11 protein-coding genes are annotated in these 18,884 nt (G+C 40.4%); 4 read left to right on the plus strand and 7 right to left on the minus strand.

Features of this window, described 5'->3' with window-relative positions; translation table 11 throughout:
• Window positions 1-11 precede the first annotated feature (11 nt).
• The 5 genes from D0T60_RS00255 to rpsO form a co-directional block, all read right to left on the minus strand.
• On the minus strand, window positions 12-1,619 hold the full coding sequence (locus tag D0T60_RS00255) for a RagB/SusD family nutrient uptake outer membrane protein (RefSeq protein ID WP_163216051.1): 1,608 nt from the start codon (window positions 1,617-1,619) through the stop codon (window positions 12-14).
• A 12-nt stretch (window positions 1,620-1,631) separates the two neighbouring features.
• Complete coding sequence (locus D0T60_RS00260) at window positions 1,632-4,679, minus strand: TonB-dependent receptor (protein ID WP_163216054.1); 3,048 nt, start codon at window positions 4,677-4,679, stop codon at window positions 1,632-1,634.
• Between the two features lie 82 nt (window positions 4,680-4,761).
• The gene (locus tag D0T60_RS00265; protein WP_163216057.1) at window positions 4,762-6,939 is read right to left on the minus strand and encodes a glycoside hydrolase family 97 protein; all 2,178 of its coding nucleotides are present in this window, start codon (window positions 6,937-6,939) and stop codon (window positions 4,762-4,764) included.
• A gap of 206 nt (window positions 6,940-7,145) precedes the next feature.
• Complete coding sequence (locus D0T60_RS00270) at window positions 7,146-8,801, minus strand: DUF6377 domain-containing protein (protein WP_163216060.1); 1,656 nt, start codon at window positions 8,799-8,801, stop codon at window positions 7,146-7,148.
• 78 nt (window positions 8,802-8,879) lie between these two features.
• The gene (gene rpsO / locus D0T60_RS00275) at window positions 8,880-9,149 is read right to left on the minus strand and encodes a 30S ribosomal protein S15 (RefSeq protein WP_163216062.1); all 270 of its coding nucleotides are present in this window, start codon (window positions 9,147-9,149) and stop codon (window positions 8,880-8,882) included.
• Window positions 9,150-9,361: 212 nt separating this feature from the next.
• Here rpsO and typA point away from each other — a divergent pair, with 212 nt between their 5' ends.
• Window positions 9,362-11,161: a translational GTPase TypA gene (typA, locus tag D0T60_RS00280; RefSeq protein ID WP_163216064.1), complete on the plus strand. Its 1,800-nt coding sequence runs from the start codon at window positions 9,362-9,364 to the stop codon at window positions 11,159-11,161.
• Window positions 11,162-11,181: 20 nt separating this feature from the next.
• Entirely contained in the window at window positions 11,182-11,913 is a 732-nt protein-coding gene (locus D0T60_RS00285; protein ID WP_163216066.1) for a hypothetical protein, read from the plus strand.
• Here D0T60_RS00285 and D0T60_RS00290 read toward each other — a convergent pair.
• Complete coding sequence (locus tag D0T60_RS00290; RefSeq protein ID WP_163216068.1) at window positions 11,840-13,645, minus strand: hypothetical protein; 1,806 nt, start codon at window positions 13,643-13,645, stop codon at window positions 11,840-11,842. The genes D0T60_RS00285 and D0T60_RS00290 overlap by 74 nt on opposite strands.
• 401 nt (window positions 13,646-14,046) lie before the next feature.
• On the opposite strand from D0T60_RS00290, the gene D0T60_RS00295 reads away from it, so the two are divergent.
• Together D0T60_RS00295 and D0T60_RS00300 are read left to right on the plus strand one after the other, a co-directional pair.
• A complete protein-coding gene (locus D0T60_RS00295) occupies window positions 14,047-14,601 on the plus strand; it encodes a hypothetical protein (RefSeq protein ID WP_163216070.1) in 555 nt (184 codons plus the stop codon).
• Window positions 14,602-14,667: 66 nt separating this feature from the next.
• Complete coding sequence (locus tag D0T60_RS00300; RefSeq protein ID WP_163216072.1) at window positions 14,668-16,449, plus strand: hypothetical protein; 1,782 nt, start codon at window positions 14,668-14,670, stop codon at window positions 16,447-16,449.
• 144 nt (window positions 16,450-16,593) lie between these two features.
• On the opposite strand, the gene D0T60_RS00305 is transcribed toward D0T60_RS00300, so the two are convergent.
• Window positions 16,594-18,765: a glycoside hydrolase family 3 C-terminal domain-containing protein gene (locus D0T60_RS00305; protein ID WP_163216074.1), complete on the minus strand. Its 2,172-nt coding sequence runs from the start codon at window positions 18,763-18,765 to the stop codon at window positions 16,594-16,596.
• Window positions 18,766-18,884: the final 119 nt, after the last annotated feature.

Raw genomic sequence — 18,884 nt, forward strand, 5'->3', positions numbered from 1 at the left:
TGATCTGACTTTTATTTATAACCTTCGTTTTGATGCAAGTTTTGGTTGACACTTAAATCCGTAGCCGGTATGGGGAACACGTTGTAGTGAGATTCAATACCTACTCCTGTAATGACTCCTCCTTTGTATGGCCATAGATAGGAGTTGGAGGTAAATAGACCGTAGCGAATCAAGTCGGTGCGACGTACTCCTTCCCAGTAAAGTTCGCGTCCTCGTTCATCCAGAATATTGCGGAAGTTATTGGCGCTCAACCAAGCTGTGTTAATCGCATGGTCAGCGTTGCCAAATGCACGTTCACGCAATTGATTTACATACCCAACGGCTGTATTGATATCGCCTCCCTGACCACCGCGAGCTACGGCTTCGGCATACATTAAGTATATGTCGCCCAGACGGAATAATGCAAAATCTGTATCGGGGAATGTTTGGTTGCTACCTGCTACTCCTGCGGAGGTTATATTTTTGTATTTGTAAACCGCCCAACCCTCGGTGGTAAATGTGCCTTTCACGCTGGTGATGATGTTGATGTTACGTCCTTTATCGTAGAAGATACCTCTTTTGTCTAAAATGGTAGCCGCTGTTTTATCGTCATTATCTTCAAAATCGAAGAGGTTAACCAGGTTTTGTGTGCCGCGGAAACCGTCCCATCCGTCACCTACTCCATCTTCTTCCAGACTGAATTCACTACTTCCGCGAGAACCCAGAATGATGGCAGCCATGGCATACGATTGGGTGGTATTGCCATCAAAGCAAATTGGGAAGATGATTTCTTTGCGTGAATCGCCGTTCTCACCGTTATCAGCTTTGAATAAGTTGGCATAGCTGTCTGCGAGTAAGTATCCGCTTGCGATGACTTTCTTACAGGCAGTAATACAGTCTGTATAGCGTTCTTTGCCGGTATATACTTCCGCATTCAAATACATACGTGCCAGTAATGCGTTTAGGGCTGCTTTATCTGCGCGTCCGTATGTAGTACGAGGCTCAGGAAGATCAGATTCTATAGTAGTCAGTTCACTTTCAATCCAATTAAATAATTCCTCACGTGATAACTGAGCAGGATGAGTAGAGTAATTGTTTTCGGTAATGAACGGGGGAATGGCAAACATATCCAACAGTGTATAGTAAGCCAAAGCACGGTTAAACCTGGCTTCTGCTGCGTAATGAACCTTGTTTACTTCTTCCGGAGCATTGCCGATGTTGAGCATAAATTCGTTGGTAAGGGCTACCACAAACATGCAGCGTTGGTACACACCCTCAATAGGTTCTACTTTGTTTGTACCCCAAATTTGTCCGTTAATCTCATTACACCAGGCATCTCCCCAGGCATTTTTACATTCATCGGTGGTTTGTTCCTGCAAGGTCCACCAACTGCGCAGGAGCACAGTATTTCCCGGGTCGAGGTCTGATATATCAGACTCTCCGGCGCCGGCCTGACCCGAGAGCGCCCATACAGAGTAGATTTTATTGAGCCCTTGCGTATAGCTTAGTGCATCGGAATAAGCCTGTTCGGCAAACATATCGCTTTCGCTTATGGGAGCTACGTTTAAGTCGTTTAAGCATCCGGTTAACCCCGTCATGCAGATTACTGCTGAGATAAGTATATATTTTATGGTATTCATAATGATTCGGTTTTAGAAGTTCAGATTTAATCCAAGTGTAAAAATACGAGGACGTGGATAGGTGTTCTGGTCGATAGCCGAACATTCCGGGTCGAGTCCTGAATAATTGGTGATTGTAAATACATTCTGTACAGAGGCGCTGATTCTTCCTGAAATCTTTTGCGAGAACAGTTTATCGAATGAATACCCCAGAGTGATATTATCCATCTTCAGGAAAGATGCATTTTCGAGAAACAAGTCGCTGGCTCTTTGTTCGGTACGACTGCTTTTGGTAAATCCGGTTCTGTAAATACCTTTGTAGTAATTGCTGATAATACCTTGATTACCAAAACTGTCGGTCGTACAGTTATCCGCTTCCAGTGCATTGTACACATAATTACCGAGGCTGGCGCGTAGGTTAAAACCTAAATCCCAATTCTTATAGATTAGTTGAGAACTGAATCCCATAAAGGTTTTGGCCATCGGGTTTTTGCCGGTGAAGTAACGGTCTGCTTCGGTAATAACTCCGTCATTATTGCGATCTACAAATGCATTCTGAATGGGCTTTCCATTAGCATCATATACTTGTTGATAGAGCCAGAATGTACTTGGTAGTTCGCCCACCTGATGCTTTTGAATTGTAGTTGCGTTACTTCCGTAGTTGGCGCTTCCGGCACCAAGACCCGGATAATCCGGATTATAGCTCGCGGTAAGTTTGGTAATTTCGCTATCGTTGAAGGTAACATTGTAACCAACTTTCCAGGTAAAGTTTTTGCTTTGTATGGCAGTAGCTTCTACATTGAACTCAAGACCTTTGTTTTTCATCTCTCCAATGTTAGCTGTATAGATGTTGGAGAAATTAGTACCTGCGGCAGTGCTAACAGAACTGAGTAAATCTTTGGTATGCTTCCAATAGTATTCAACGCTACCGGAAATACGGTTATTGAGGAAACCGTAATCTAAACCTATATTATAAGTAGCTGTTTCTTCCCATTTAAGATCCTGATTATACTTGTTTGGTTTTAATAAGTAGGTTCCTAAATATTGCCCATTCGGATTATTTCCTAATGAATAGGTGGTAAGGTGCAAGTAATAATCGTCAAATTCTTGTTGTCCGGTGATTCCATATCCTACCCGTAATTTCAGATTGGAAAGAACTTCTTTTGTACTCTCCATAAATGATTCATTAAGAAGCGTCCATGCCGCTGCAACCGATGGGAACATCCCCCAACGATTATCTTTTGTGAAGTTGGATGATCCATCCCGACGAATGGTAGCAGTCAGTAAATAGCGCTCCATAAAATGATAATTCAAACGTCCGAAGAAAGAAACCAAGTACTTTTCTTTTAGCTTAGTTTGCTGATTTACTTTGGCATAATGATGTTCGTCTTCGATATATTCCCATGTGTCTTCCTTCACAGAGAGTCCTCCATCAGTGCTATTGGATGTGTAATAATCAAAGTCGCTAAAGTAGAAATGCTGCCAGGAATAACCTCCCATTACATTGATTCTACTTTTAATAGTTGGCAATTCTTTCTCGTAGTTAAGATAAAAGTCGAGAAGATGATTGCGACGCAGGTTATTCCATGTTTTGCCTTGACCCAAATCTTTGAAGTCGCTATCTTTAGCAGCTTGGAAGGAGCCGAGATTTGCAAAATCGCTTCCCGTTGCTTTCGAAACATCGTAACCTACGTTCAGGTTAACATTCAGGTCTTCCAATCCGTGGATTTTGTAGTTTAGCTGAATATTTCCCAAACTTCTTTTGGTAGTACCTTTATTGTTTTTATCGTATAACATTGAGAGCGGATTCACTGCCGACAAGGTACTCGGTAGCCCACCTGTAACCCAGTTCCAATAACCATTAAACCCGGTTTCTTCATCGTAAATTGGTTTGGTAGGATCGAAGAATGCGGCGGTATTTGCTACATTATCATCTGTGTACCTTGTTTTGTTGATGGTACCTTTTACATTGATATCGACAGCTAAATGATTGTCGAAGAATTTAGGATTAAGATTCACCGAAGCGGTATATCTGTTATATTTAGATGTCTTTATTGTACCTTTTTCGTTGTTATATCCTAATGATACACGGAAAGGAAGGACACCTGCTTTGCCGGATACACTGATGTTTTGGTCGGTGCTTAATCCTGTCTGATAGATAGCATCTTGCCAATCTGTAGATTGATCGGGGTATTGGTTTACGATGGCAAGCGCGGCATCACCGGCCGCCGATCCGTCGGAGTATTGGTTATTGATAACCTCTCTAAATTGATTGGCAGATAATGTTTCGATGCGTTTATAAGGGTCTTTCATGGTAAATGTACCTGTATAACTAACCTTTACCCCTGTATTTGTACCTTTTTTAGTGGTAATAATAATCACCCCATTCGATGCCCTCGAACCATAAATAGCTGTTGCCGAAGCATCTTTCAATACAGTGAAGGTTTCAATATCATTGGGGTTGATGGTAGCCAATGCATTGGGAGTACCCGGTGCGGCATCATTAGAAATAGGGATACCGTCTATCACAATAAGCGGATCATTGGTAGCTCTTAAAGAAGCACCTCCACGAATACGAATAGTTGCTCCGGCTCCCGGCTGACCATCACCTGCCTGTATATGTAGTCCGGGTATTTTTCCTTGTATCAACTCCTGTGGCGAAGTAACAGCTCCTCGGTTCATCTCCTCGGCTTTGATAGCTACTACCGAACCGCTAAGGTCTTCTTTTTTAACCGATCCATAGCCAATAATTACTACATCATCCAGTAATTGAGTATCATCTTTCAGAGTGATGTTCATTTGGCGGGTGGCAGGAATTTCAATTGTTTTATAACCAATAAAAGAGATTTCGAGTATTTCTCCTTCTTTAGCCTCCAACTTGAATTTTCCGTCGAAATCGGTAATTGTACCCCGGGTAGTGTTCTTTACCAGTACGTTGGCGCCAATTACTGCTTCGCCGGTAGCATCTTTAACGATGCCCTGCACTAAATTTTGTTGTGCAAAAAGCTGTAACGGTAAGAGCATTCCTACCAACCAGCATAAAAGGCTTCTGCTTTTTATTACATGAGTGTTCTTTTTCATACCTTTATAATTATTAAAGTTAACGATCTTTTTAATGAATGAAAATATCCTGCAATCTTTTTACCTTATAAAAACTAATCCTTTATTTAATTTCTTTGATAGTAATGGCGTATCCTCCGCCACTCGCTGCCTGAAGCGTAAGCTTACTTTTATTTGTTATCTTTTTATGTGTGATGGTATAGGCTTGTGGGTTATTTTTCCAATCAGCGTCTTTGGCATCGGCATAAATATCGGCTTCGTATTTCTTACCCGGGGTAAGGAAGTCAAATGTAAGTTTGGATGTGTGCCCGTTCTCGTCGGCTGTGCAACCGATGAACCAATTATCCGTTCCTTTTTCTTTGCGGGCAATGGTAAGGTAATCTCCCGGTTCTGCTTCGAGGTAGATAGATTTATCCCAATCTAATGCTACATCTTTGATGAATTGGAAGGCATCGGGGAATTGCTCATAATGTTCGGGAATATCAGCAGCCATTTGTAGCGGACTATACATCGTTACATACAAAGCCAACTGACGTGCCAGTGTGGAGCGAACTTGCGAATGGTTATTCGGATTCATCTTGCTGATATGTGTTTCGAAGATACCCGGTGTGTAATCCATCGGTCCACCAATTAAGCGTGTAAAGGGTAGGATGGTAGTATGGTTTACATTGTTTCCTCCAAAAGATTCGTATTCTGTACCTCTGGCTGATTCGTTACCAATCAGGTTCGGGTAAGTACGGCATATACCTGTAGGGCGAACGGCTTCGTGTGCATTGACCATGATTTTATAGTCGGCTGCTTTCTTTACGGCATAAAGGTAATGATCTACCATCCACTGTCCGTAATGGTGTTCGCCTCTGGGAATGATATCTCCTACATAGCCACTCTTTACCGAGTTGTAACCATTGTCTACCATAAACTGATAAGCCTTATCTATATGACGTTCGTAGTTGCGAACGGAGGCAGAAGTTTCATGGTGCATCATCAATTTTACATTTTTGCTTGTAGCGTAAGCATTCAGTTCTTTTACGTCGAAGTCGGGGTAAGGAGTTACAAAGTCGAATACATAATCTTTGCTTTTTCCGAACCAATCTTCCCAACCTTCGTTCCATCCTTCAACCAATACGGCGTCGAATCCGTTGGCAGCGGCAAAGTCAATGTAGCGTTTTACGTTGGCGGTGTTGGCAGAATGTTTCCCGTTAGGCTTGGTTTGGGTATAATCTGTAATACCCAGCTTTACGCTGCTTACCTCGTCGGTATATGCCCAGCTTCCTTTGTTGGTAATCATATCCCACCATACACCGATGTATTTTACGGGTTTAATCCAAGAGGTATCTTCTATTTTGCAAGGTTCGTTCAGGTTTAAAGTCATTCTGGATGCAAGGATGTCTCGTGCATCATCGCTTGCCATAATGGTACGCCAAGGAGAAGTACAAGGGGTTTGCATATATCCTTTATCTCCTTTTGCATCGGGGGTTAACCAAGATTCAAAGATGAGGTTCTTATCGTCTAAGTTGAGACTCATGCAGGAGTAATCTACCAGTGCTGCTTCATGTAGGTTGATGTATAAACCGTCGTCCGATTTCATCATTAAAGCAGTTTGTACGCCTGTCATGGAGAAAGGGGTTTGCGAGGAGTTAGGGGTTACAGCTTGCTTCATCAATCCTCTGATTTCTGTTAGGCGCGAGGTGGTGTAATCGTACTCCTGTGTATCGTAATCACCCGGTAACCAGAAAGTAGTATGATCTCCAGCCATGGCAAATTGAGAGCGTTCTTCTTTGATCACAAAGTAGTTTAAGTTTGGTTGTGCCGGAAATTCATAACGAAAGGCGAGCCCGGAATCGAAAAGACGGAAAGCGATGGTGATGCTCCGCTCGTTTGTGGGTTGGTTCAATACAACCTTTAGTTCATTATAATGATTGCGTATGGCGCTTTCTTCTCCCCATACGGGTGTCCAGGTTTCATCAAAAGAAGAAGGAATCGTTTTTTCTATACGAAACCCATTGTATAGGTTCGTCTTTTTATCGAGACTTTCAATATCTTTTCTTTTCTTAAATTCGAAGTCGACTGCCGCATCAGCATCTTCTTTTTTGAGTTCCAGTCCGAGCTTACTCGGTTTAATAACTTCTTTTCCTTTATAGGATAGTTCGTATACAGGTGCACCGTGAGTGTCCAGATAGAACTTCATTCGAAAGTTGCCGTCGGGAGATAATAGCTCTTGCGCATTTATCCATATAGGCAAGCAAACCAATAAGATGAATGGGATAAAATGTTTTTTCATGGCTCTTAAAATGTTTAATCTTTTTCTTCAAAGTGAGATATTGCAAATTAAGAGTCTTTTAAAAAGGAAGCCAAAGGGAAATAGGTGAATAGTAGATTGTTAAAAACGGAAATGCGTTGATTAATAAGTAGATAAGGCTGGTTGAAATGAGCTAAATAGTAGATGTAACGGAGATGGGAGTTTTTGCAAACTGCCACTGCGTGGTGTTACCCAATCCTCATTACATCATACTCAAACGAATCTCGATTAATGGCTTTGTTTCTCATCTTGGTTCGGCAATTATAAATGGTTGAAGCCGAATAACGTAGAAAGTCCGCCATGCATCCGCTATCGGTAATGCCCAGACGTAATAAAGCATACACCCTGAGTTCGGTATTTAATCGTTCATCCGGTTTTAGGCTTACTCGTTCGTCGGGGTAAAGTAATTCGTTGAATTTCTCCACAAAGTTAGGGTAGAGATGAAGAAAAGAATTATCGAATGTTTTATAGAAGTTATCAATTTCCTCCTGAATGAAACGCTTTGATTTAAGTTCTTTATACAAATCTTCTACTTTATGGGTTGCTGCAATTTGGTTTAATTGCTTGCGGTAATTTTCCATTTTGGTGAGATAGGTAGCACACAGGTTTAGGAAGCGGGTAATGTATTCCTCCTTCACCCGGTTTGCCTCCGAAAGATTTTGGTTAAGGCTCAGTTGCTTCGAGTGAGAAGTTTTCAGACTATCATTTAAAACCTTTAGTTCATCATTTAGCTTTTGTTGTTCGTAGTTCATCTCCTTGAGGCGGGCATTAATCTCATGTTGTTTTTGGCGAGATGCCCGTAATTTCTTTACTTGTTTATATACATAGATTAAACTGAGTAATAACAAGATAGATAATAGGGTGATAAACCATAAGGAGTATTTAATCTGTTCCCTGTGTCTGTTCTCTTTTTCTTTGTAAGCAGCATCAATTAGTGGTAACATTCTGGAGATTTCTAAGGTGCGCAATTGAGCATTACAGAAATTAGCATCATCAATGCATTGGTGAATGTAGCGGTAGGCGCGGTCGATATCTCCCTCCTCATACGAAAGAAAGGCAAGCTCATACAGGGCAATATATTCTTTGATAGAGTTAGTTATATCGGTGGTGGCAGACAGTATCAGGTATTTTTTCTCTTGTTGCTGATTGTTCTGCTTCTTGTAAATCTGCGAAAGCTTGTGATAGTGAAGAGCTGACTCCCGTTTCAACGAGCCTTCGGGGATTAGTCCTTCCATGAGTTTGATACCGGAATTGTAGTCTCCCTTCTCTACAAATTGATCGGCGAGCAGCATTTTATCTTCCGAATAAATGAGGATGCTGTCTCTCCAGCTATTCCGCTTTTCCATATAGTTGGCAGCAATTTCCTGATTGAAAGAGAATCTGCTAAGATGCTCATAAAGCGTCATAGCGAGGTGGTAATAACGCAATCTTTCGGGAGCATCCATTTTTTGGGGAGTAAGAAGGTTAAATATTTGCAATGCTTCCGTATATAACCCCGAGAAAGTATAAAGATTGCCCAGATGAATATAGGAACTGATTATCTTGGTCGAGTCTTTCAACTGCTCTGCCAGGTCCACACAGTGGGTGATATAGGTAAACGCAGAATCTAAAATGAAAGATTGATATTCTTCATGCAATTGGCTGTAGATTGCAAATCGTTCCTCATGGGTGGTATGATTAGTTAGTTTATCTTTTAAATCGTTGATGGCTGTTTGTTTGGCATGAAGAAAGATCTCTTGTTTGTTTAATGCTTCGTCTAAATCCTTGTAAATATCCTTGCCGGAAGCAGATGCCCCGGATATAAAGATAAAAATGAGGCTTATGCCAATGAGATGTGTTTTCATAGAAACAAAAATAGATAAAAAAAAGGAGATATTCAATTGAACACCTCCTCTTCATTTCTTTCGCTAAAAAGTAATTGCTTACTTTCTTAATCCAAGTTCTTTAATGATGGCACGATATCTTGTGATATCATTGTCTTTCAGGTAGTTCAATAAACGACGACGTTTACCTACCAACATAGTTAAAGATCTTTCAGTGCTATAATCTTTTCTGTTGAGCTTAAGGTGCTCAGTCAGGTGAGAAATACGGTATGAAAACAATGCTATCTGCGCTTCTGGTGAGCCAGTATCAGTGTTAGACTTTCCGTACTTTTCAAAGATTTCTTTTTTCTTAGCTGAATCTAAATACATAATTCTTAGCTGTTTAAATAAATAAAATAATGTCTATTTGAGGCTGCAAAGATAGATAATAGTTGAGAGTTGAGAGTTGAGAGTTGAGAGTTATTTCCTTAAATTGTGAGTTATTTAGCTTTTATTAACAAGCGAGTGCATTTAAACTTTCAACTCTCAACTCTCAACTCTCAACTTATGCGTACCTTTGCCCCCAATTTAATAGGTATTATATGCAAAATATTAGAAACATTGCAATTATTGCCCATGTTGACCATGGGAAAACAACTCTTGTAGATAAAATGCTTTTAGCCGGACATTTGTTTCGTGAGAATCAAGCCGGCAGTGAATTAATTCTGGATAACAATGACTTGGAACGTGAGCGAGGAATTACAATTCTCTCTAAAAACGTTTCCATTAATTACAAAGGAACTAAAATCAATATTATAGATACTCCGGGGCACAGCGACTTTGGAGGTGAAGTAGAACGCGTATTGAACATGGCCGACGGATGTATCCTCTTGGTAGATGCTTTTGAAGGTCCCATGCCTCAAACCCGTTTCGTATTGCAAAAGGCACTGGAAATAGGACTGAAACCCATTGTTGTGGTGAATAAAGTAGATAAACCCAACTGCCGTCCGGACGAAGTACATGAAATGGTATTCGATTTAATGTTCAGCCTGGATGCTACCGAAGAACAGCTCGACTTTCCCGCTATTTACGGTTCTGCCAAGAATGGCTGGATGAGCACCGACTGGAAACAACCAACCGACAGCATAGCACCTCTGTTGGATTGCATCGTCGAAAACATTCCCGCCCCCGAACACTTGGAGGGTACTCCTCAAATGCTGATTACTTCGCTGGATTATTCTTCTTATACAGGGCGTATTGCTGTGGGGCGTGTACATCGCGGCAGTTTGAAAGAAGGAATGAATGTTTCTCTTGCCAAGAGAGATGGCAGCATCGTAAAATCTAAAATAAAAGAAGTAGATGTATTCGAAGGCTTGGGTCGCGTGAAGACAGCCGAAGTTTCTTCGGGAGATATCTGTGCCTTAATTGGTATTGAAGGATTTGAAATCGGAGATACCATCTGTGATTTTGAGAATCCCGAACCATTGCCTACCATAGCTATCGACGAGCCTACCATGAGTATGCTTTTTGCCATCAATGATTCGCCTTTCTTTGGCAAGGATGGTAAATTTGTTACTTCCCGCCACATACATGATCGCTTAACGAAAGAGCTGGATAAGAATTTGGCACTTCGAGTGGTTAAGAACGATGATGATGATAAATGGCTGGTTTACGGACGTGGTGTATTGCACTTGTCTGTATTGATCGAAACCATGAGACGCGAAGGGTATGAATTGCAAGTAGGCCAGCCTCAGGTAATCTACAAAGAAATAGATGGCACAAAGTGCGAGCCGGTTGAAGAACTCACCATCAACGTGCCCGAAGAATATTCGAGTAAAATTATCGACATGGTAACCCGTCGCAAGGGAGAGATGATGATGATGGAGAATACAGGTGAGCGTATTAATATGGAATTTATGATTCCTTCTCGTGGTATCATCGGTCTACGTACCAACGTATTGACTGCCTCTGCCGGTGAAGCTATTATGGCACATCGTTTTAAAGAATATCAACCTTATAAGGGTGAGATAGAACGCCGTGTAAACGGATCTATTATAGCCATGGAATCCGGTACGGCTTATGCGTATGCCATTGATAAATTGCAGGATCGCGGACGCTTCTTTATCTTCCCGCAAGATGAAGTATATGCCGGCCAGGTAGTAGGAGAACATTCGCACGATAAAGACTTGGTAGTGAATGTAACCAAATCGAAGAAGCTAACCAATATGCGCGCTTCCGGTGCCGATGATAAAGCACGCTTGATACCTCCCGTACAGTTCTCTTTAGAGGAGGCTTTGGAATATATTAAAGAAGATGAATATGTAGAGGTGACACCCAAAAACATGCGTATGCGTAAAATCCTGTTGGATGAAAATGAACGCAAGCGGGCGAATAAGAGTTAAAACCTTTAAATAGCGTAGGTATGATTCAACGCAGAGTCATTTTTATGAAGTCTTTATTATCTACTTTACTGATGGCGAGTTTTTTGATGCTATCTGGATGTAAAGATGATGATAAAAGGCTTCCGGATCCGCAAGAGGAAGAAACTGGAGTTACCGAAATACAAATAGCAGATATTGTAGGTATACCGGATTATGTATCCTTTAATAAAGTGAGAGTGGAAATTAAGGGAGATTGCTGGGATGTAATAGATGTAGTAGAAGCTCCATACATACAAGGGGAGCCCATTACTTTATTGCTTTCAGCTCCCTCTTCAAGTAAATTAATGAGAGTGTTGCGTTCTTCCGATAGTGACTACTGTGCTTGTTGGCCTATTTCTTCTCTTGCAAGCAATCCAGATGCAAGAGTAGCCGAATTAGGAGATATTATAGCTTATAAAGATGACTTTGCTGTAGGTAGAATCTATCTTACCGATTGGCAAGATTTTAGTGTGGGTGAAAAGATATACATATATTATCACTATGCTGATCGAGGATTTACGTTGTCAGGCAGTAACAAATCTTATACTTATTCAGCCGACTTTAAAAAAGGATGGAATATGTATGCGAACATTTTGTTCGTCGATCCGGCACCAGATCCATTAAATCCACCTCCTCTAAGAGCAAATCGGTGTACTACTGTTATTCCGGAGGGAACCGGACTGCATTGGCGTTTTGAGTTTTGGAAATATGAAGAAGATTCGGAAGAAGTTTAAACCAAACAGTTTTCATAAATGCTGCCTTTTTTAATGCAGCTTCTTCCGTACCTTCATGGTTGATACTTAACTGTATCTCATAATCTCCCCTGAACGCGCTCAAAGTACCAATGTATTGATTCTGCCCCGTTTTGTAGAATAATACAGACCAATCAATTCCATTCATCCGATTGATGCCGGCATACACAACCTCCATTTTGGTGTAGTTCAGATAATTCCTTTTCAGCTCTTTGGTATATTCAACTAAAGATACCGGACTCTTCTTGGCAATGATATGACAAGAAGTATAAGCCGGAGTTTGATAACGATAGATGGATAATTGATTAGGAAGATTATCTGCCGGTCTACCGGAAATGACTCCGTTTGGTTGAATCTTGTTCTCTGCTCCTCCACGGAAATAATAGCGATAATCAGTGTGTGCTCCCGGTAGTTGAAGCCTCATTCCTAAATCAACCAGATTACATTCGAACCATTTGGTGGGAAAAGCATCGGAGAAGAGCAATGGCGCATCCAACTCCACAGGTTCTATATCCTCCAGATTTAAAAGAGGGGCGATGGGCACAAAACTCCTTTTGGCATAACTCGGTATATTATTATCTTGCTTAATGCCGGATATAATTTGTTCCGCCAGAGGCAGACTTTTACTATTTATTCCCTGAATAGAGAAAAGATGTTGCAACCCTTTATGAGTTAAGATGAAGCTCAATGTACCTGTATCTTTACTGCCGAAGTAAGTAGCCGGGGTTAATACTCCATCAACTACTATCTGCGTTTCTTTGGAATGTTTGGCTATTTCTACTTGCGACTGGATGTATTCTTCGGCAAGGTGAGTGTCTCTGCCATACGTATTAATCATCACAGTAATTCTCTCATTACCGAAAGAATTGTAGCTTCCCATAATATTACCCGCCTTATCTTCTGTCTGTATTTTGATAGAATGATCGGCTTGCGAAGTAATTTTCCCGGCTATCTGATATTGAAACCCGGCCGGAATCTGTACACTAAATCCTAACGAAACCCAGTTGAACAGCATACTTTGAGATAATATACCATACTTATCTGTCAACTTGATTGGCGCTGTCTGCGTGGCAGAAGCAGTGATAAAATTGCCGCTTTCAACCTTAGTGTTGTATCTTACTTTTCTGTACGATTGTGCTTTTCTTTTAGCATTCCTAATCAAACGTCTGTAGGCTTCTTGCTCTTCTATACTTATGTTGCCCTGTAATAAGAAAAGATAGGAGATTTCACCTTGCGAAACGATATAATAATGAAACGTGCGCCCATCGGCAAGAGATACCTCATAATTGGTAAATCTCCCAAAGGAGGTGGTAAACGAAGGAAGAAGTTTATATTTCTCTGCTGGTTTCTTCCGGATGTTGTAATCAATTTCCTGCTGTACTCTTTCTCTGCCGCCGGGCAGTATATACATTTGCAAACAATGGCTTTCATCCTCTTTTGATAAGCTGAACTTAAATGCAAATGCCTCTTTCCATAAATAAGAAAGATCGAAATAATAGAAGGTATTCTCTTCTTGTTCGAGAGCGATGTTTCTGCCTGTGGTCAGAGGAACTTCATATCCGGCATGAGCAGGAAGAGGCAGACAAAAGTCGAATTGCGGAAGATAAAACTCGGTTTGAGCCTGCGAGTAAAAGAATGTGTTAGAAACATTCTCTTGTGCAAACAAGCTTTTTGTAATGAATAGGAAGAATAAGCAAAGGCAGTATCGTGTCATATTCATGAAAAAGTGATTCGCGACAAAGGTAATATTTTTAATGTAATAAGACAATAACCCTCATTGTAATGAGAAATATAACACTAAATGTTCTTTGAATAATTTGTGTATCTGCCGAAATTTTCCGAATATTGTATGAGAAATGCAATATCAACATATTTGATTCGTTTTGTTATAAACTTAATCTGATGAACCCCATATTCTTCTGAACCATTGAAAAACAACATACATTTCTTTCTTTTAATTATCTTCTTCCTTTTTATCCGATAACTATCAAGGCAGAAGGGGTAATAAGCTATAATTCAGGGCTTTATTTTTACTCTTACGAACAAGATAAAGAGAACAGAACCTCTTTGCATATTCCAATTTCTAAAATAAAAGGAATTGCGAATAATTTTTCTTTGAGTTTTGATTTTAAAATACGAGAAGGGAATCATAATTTTGGATACATATTCAGGCTTTTAGGAGAAAAAGGAACTACACTGGATCTTGTTATTTCCGAATTGAAAGAAACAAAGAAACTATCATTGATTTATTCGGCTAAATCAATTTTGCAAATAGATGAAAGTGATGGTATGCTTGGTTTAGATTTTGATACCTGGAATCAAGCTCGGGTTTCAATCTCTTCCGGTACAATATCTTTATCCCTAAATGAGCTGAGTAAAACAACGAATATCCCCACCGGAAAGTTTATTCCCCAACATCTTTATTTCGGAACCAATCAGGATGCTAACTATTTTACAACCGATGTTCCTCCGATGACTATTAAGAATGTTCGCATTTTTAATAAAGATGAGCAAGAGACTGCTTTCTGGCCTTTAGACAAACATGCAGGAGACACAACTTATGATGCTCACAGAAAGTTAGCAGCATTAGCGCAGCATCCTAAATGGGAGATAGATGGGCATTATTGCTGGGAAAAGAAGCAAACGCTTACTTTCGAGGTCTATCCGTAATTGGCTTTCGATAGTATTTCGGAAAAACTTTATATTGTTCAAGCTAATAAAATAGTTGTTTATGATGTGAATTCGGATGAACTGAAACAGATGAATGATATTCCGGGAGATTTTTCCTTTGACTCGGGCGATCAAATGATCTATGAACCGAAACGTAATCAGCTTGTATCATATATCGTTGGTTATGATAAACCTTTGTACTTTAACCTGGAAAGTAAAACATGGAGCAGTCTCACCCATGAGAACCAAAGACTTGAATTTGGGCATCATAGTAAAGTTTATATACCGGAGGATTCTGTCATTGTAACTCTTGGAGGGTATGGCTATCATCAATATAAAGGAGTGATGATGAAATACTCATTCATATCTCATACATGGGAAGAGGTAGATATTTCGAAATCCATCTCTCCCCGATACTTGGGTAGTGCAGGATACCTTGGAAATGGTAAACTACTCTACTTTGGAGGATATGGCAGTGAATCGGGCAAACAAGAAGAGTCTCCCCACAACTATTATGATTTGTACGAGATTGATATTCATACAAATGAAATAAAAAAACGATGGGAAAAGAAGCTTGAACCGGGAGAGGAACATTTTACCAACTCCAACTCAATGATCATTGATAAAGAACGAGGTGCATTCTATGTTTTATCTTATATTAATAAGCTATATAACACCCGGATACAAATCAGAGAGTTTTCTCTGGATTCTCCCAAAGAGAGATTGGTGGGAACCACTATTCCCTATACTTTCAGTGATGTCAGATCATACTGTAATTTATTCCTTTGCCCTAAGTTGGGGAAATTGCTGGCTGTAACCACTCATACCAAAGAAACAGAAGGTTTGAGCGATATTAATATTTATACCATTGCTTATCGCCCTTTTGCAGAAGAAGACATTTTAGCCCAAATAGAATCATCCGGGAGTGATAGTGTAATGATAATAGCAGGCATTCTTGTACTACTATTGATACTGGGCGGAACTATTTATGTGATAAGGAGGAAGAAACACAATACTGTTTCGTTGGTAAAAGAAGACGAGAGTAAAACAAAAGAAGATAAACGCGGGCAACTTCCTTTGGATATAGATTGGAATGAAGATGTTTCTGTAGAAACAATTCCCTCTTCTATTATTTTATTAGGAGGTTTTCAGGTTATTAATAAAGAGGGAAAAGACATCACCCGGCAGTTTTCTCCTACTGTAAAATCATTATTCCTCTTGCTGTTACTTTCTACATTGAAAAACGGTAAGGGAATAACCGCAGCGGGTTTGAGAGATATTCTTTGGTTCGACAAAGATGACAGCAGCGCACGCAATAACCGAAATGTAAATTTAAGTCGGTTGCGCCCTCTCTTACAAACCATCGGGGATATTGAAATAATAGACGATAGCAGATATTGGTCTATATCCATAGGAAAAGATGTGTATTGCGATTATCAGGTGATGCTTGCTATCTCCTCAAAGATCAATTCGGAGCCGGTTTTTAATAAAAAACTCTTTGGTGAATTCCTTCGCATTGTATCTCATGGCTTATTCTTGCCCAATACACATACAGAGTGGCTGGATAGCTATAAATCAGAATATTCCAGTGCATTAATTGAGTTTCTGTTGAAAGTATCTCAAAGACCGGAAGTACAGAATGATTATGAATTATTGATTCAGATAGGAGATGTCATCCTGCTTTACGATACGCTTGACGAGGATGGAATCCGATTGAAGTGTTACGGGCTTTATCACTCAAATAAAAAGGGAAAAGCATTACAATGCTATAATAAATTCAGCGAAGATTATAAGAATTTACTGAATGAGGATTATAAAGAGGAGTTTAATAATTTGGTGAAGAAGTGAAGCAGTAATTGCTTTACTGCCAAGATCTTGTCGAGGCCGTAACAAGATTTTCCCACGGCCGTAACGAGATTCTGACGCGGCCGCAATAAGATTTTTCCACGGCCGTGACAAAACTTTGCTGCGGCCGTGGAAAACCATGAACTATTAGTTTGTCTGAATTATCAATGTAACAGACTTCAATTTACTATCTTCTGATGTTCCCCCATATAAGATCTCGTATTTCCCGGGGCAGATATTCATCTGTTGCATCTCCGGATTAAAGAACTCAAAAGCAGAAGCAGGCAATTCTATAGTTACAGGAATTTTCTCCCCAGCTTTAGCATGGATACGCTTAAATTGACGAAGTGATTTAACCGGTCCTTCCGGGTTTTGTAGATTCTTTATATAAACCTGCACAACCTCGTCTCCCTCCATTTTACCTGCATTTTTAATATCGAAATGAAGCGATACGGAATCATGCGCTTTGATCTTCTTTTGACTTAGCTTAGCATTCGAATAAACAAAATTCGTATAGCTCAACCCATGACCGAAAGGATAAAGAGGCTTTCCTTTAAAATACCGATAAGTACGACCTTCCTGCATGTTATAATCCTCAAAGTCCGGTAAGTCCGAAGAAGACGCATAAAAGGTAATAGGCAATCGTCCCGCTGGATTATAATCTCCCCACAGCACATCCGCTACCGCTGTACCACCCTCTTGACCAGGATACCAGGCTGCCAGTATAGCATCTGCATACTCATTCTCCTGTGTTAATGCCATGGAACTGCCGGAGCATAGTACGAAAATAACAGGCTTTCCGGTTTCATGTAAAGCTTTCAGCATATTCTTTTGTACTTGAGGAAGTTCAATATCTGTGCGGTCTCCGTTTCGGAAGCCGGGATAATTAACACCCATTTCTTCACCTTCCAGGGTAGCATTGATGCCTCCTACAAATATAATGGCATCTGCATCTTTCACCTTTTCGGCGATACTTTTATAATCTACCTGTGTATCAATGAAATCACATCCTTTTTCATAAATCACACTTCCTTTGGGTAGCTTATTGCGTATGCCCTCCAGTATCGTGACGGATTTGGTAGGTGTGCCGTTATAGTTTGCCCAGAGCATGACGGAATCATTTGCATTGGGACCCATGACGGCTACTTTCCGGATGCTTTTTGTAAGCGGCAAAGTATGTTGTTTATTACTTAAAAGAACCATACTTTTGCGAGCCATCTCAAGTGCTTTGTCCTTATGCTTTTGAGATTCTACTACCGAATAAGGAATAGAAGCCCAGGATACCAGATTATCCTCATCGAACATACCCAATTGAAAGCGAGCCCGAAGCAAGCGGAATACTGATTTATTGATTTGCTCTTCACTAATCATTCCCAATTTAACAGCATTGAGCAGCGAACGATAAGAACCTCCACACTCTAAATCCGTACTTGATATTACAGCATCTGCCGAAGCCGAGGCTGCGGATATATGGGTTTCATGTTTATCTTTTCCGTAAAAATCTCCGATAGCGCCACAATCTGAAACGACAATATCGTCGAAACCCCACTCTTCGCGAAGAATACTGATTAGTAATTCTTTGCTGGAGCAGCACGGTTCTCCTTCAAAGCGGTTATAGGCACACATTACTTCTTTTACTTTTCCTTCCTGAACCAGTGCTTTAAAGGCAGGTAAATAGGTTTCCCATAAATCTCTTTCGGAAATATTCTTGGCATCAAAGCTGTGTCTGTTCCACTCCGGACCACTGTGTACGGCATAATGTTTGGCACATGCATGTGTTTTATCATATTTCTGCGTACCGTCTCCCTGTAAGCCCTTTACGACGGCTAATCCCATTCGGGTAGTCAGATAAGGGTCTTCTCCGTAAGTTTCCATCCCTCTTCCCCATCGTGGATCTCTGAAAATATTCACATTAGGTGTCCAGAAGGTTAATCCCTTGTAACCATTATACATTCCTTTTCGCTGAAAGTCGTGGTATTTGGCACGTGCTTCATCCGAAACCATATCAAACGTTTCGTGTACAGCCTCCTCATCGAAAGTGGCTGCCAATCCGATAGCTTGGGGAAAAACAGTGGCTTTTCCCGCTCTGGCCACTCCGTGCAACGCTTCGTTCCACCAGTCATAAGGTCGTATATCTAAACGTTTTACGCCACTGGTATTATTCGACATTTGTCCGACTTTCTCTTCCAAAGTCAGTCTGTTTAATAAGTCCCGGGCTCTTTCATCTGGGGTCAGGTTTGGATTTTTATATGCTTCTTGCGCTATACCAGATAATGCATAGAAGCATAAAACCCATCCGATAAGTCTTTTTGTTTTCATGGTGCTGTATATTAATATTTTGTTTATTGTAATTTCTTCACTCTGTTTTGCAATATACTAAAAAAGAAAAGGGTACTCCTATACAGATACTATATATTCGTACCCTTTTGAGGCCTATT

This window comes from Bacteroides sp. 224, assembly GCF_010500995.1.
GTDB lineage: Bacteria > Bacteroidota > Bacteroidia > Bacteroidales > Bacteroidaceae > Bacteroides.

Bases quoted from the DNA above. Each gene is read 5' to 3' on its own strand.
- D0T60_RS00255 (WP_163216051.1), bottom strand. From the start codon at position 1,619: ATGAATACCATAAAATATATACTTATCTCAGCAGTAATCTGCATGACG.
- D0T60_RS00260 (WP_163216054.1), bottom strand. From the start codon at position 4,679: ATGAAAAAGAACACTCATGTAATAAAAAGCAGAAGCCTTTTATGCTGG.
- D0T60_RS00265 (WP_163216057.1), bottom strand. From the start codon at position 6,939: ATGAAAAAACATTTTATCCCATTCATCTTATTGGTTTGCTTGCCTATA.
- D0T60_RS00270 (WP_163216060.1), bottom strand. From the start codon at position 8,801: ATGAAAACACATCTCATTGGCATAAGCCTCATTTTTATCTTTATATCC.
- rpsO (WP_163216062.1), bottom strand. From the start codon at position 9,149: ATGTATTTAGATTCAGCTAAGAAAAAAGAAATCTTTGAAAAGTACGGA.
- typA (WP_163216064.1), top strand. From the start codon at position 9,362: ATGCAAAATATTAGAAACATTGCAATTATTGCCCATGTTGACCATGGG.
- D0T60_RS00285 (WP_163216066.1), top strand. From the start codon at position 11,182: ATGATTCAACGCAGAGTCATTTTTATGAAGTCTTTATTATCTACTTTA.
- D0T60_RS00290 (WP_163216068.1), bottom strand. From the start codon at position 13,645: ATGACACGATACTGCCTTTGCTTATTCTTCCTATTCATTACAAAAAGC.
- D0T60_RS00305 (WP_163216074.1), bottom strand. From the start codon at position 18,765: ATGAAAACAAAAAGACTTATCGGATGGGTTTTATGCTTCTATGCATTA.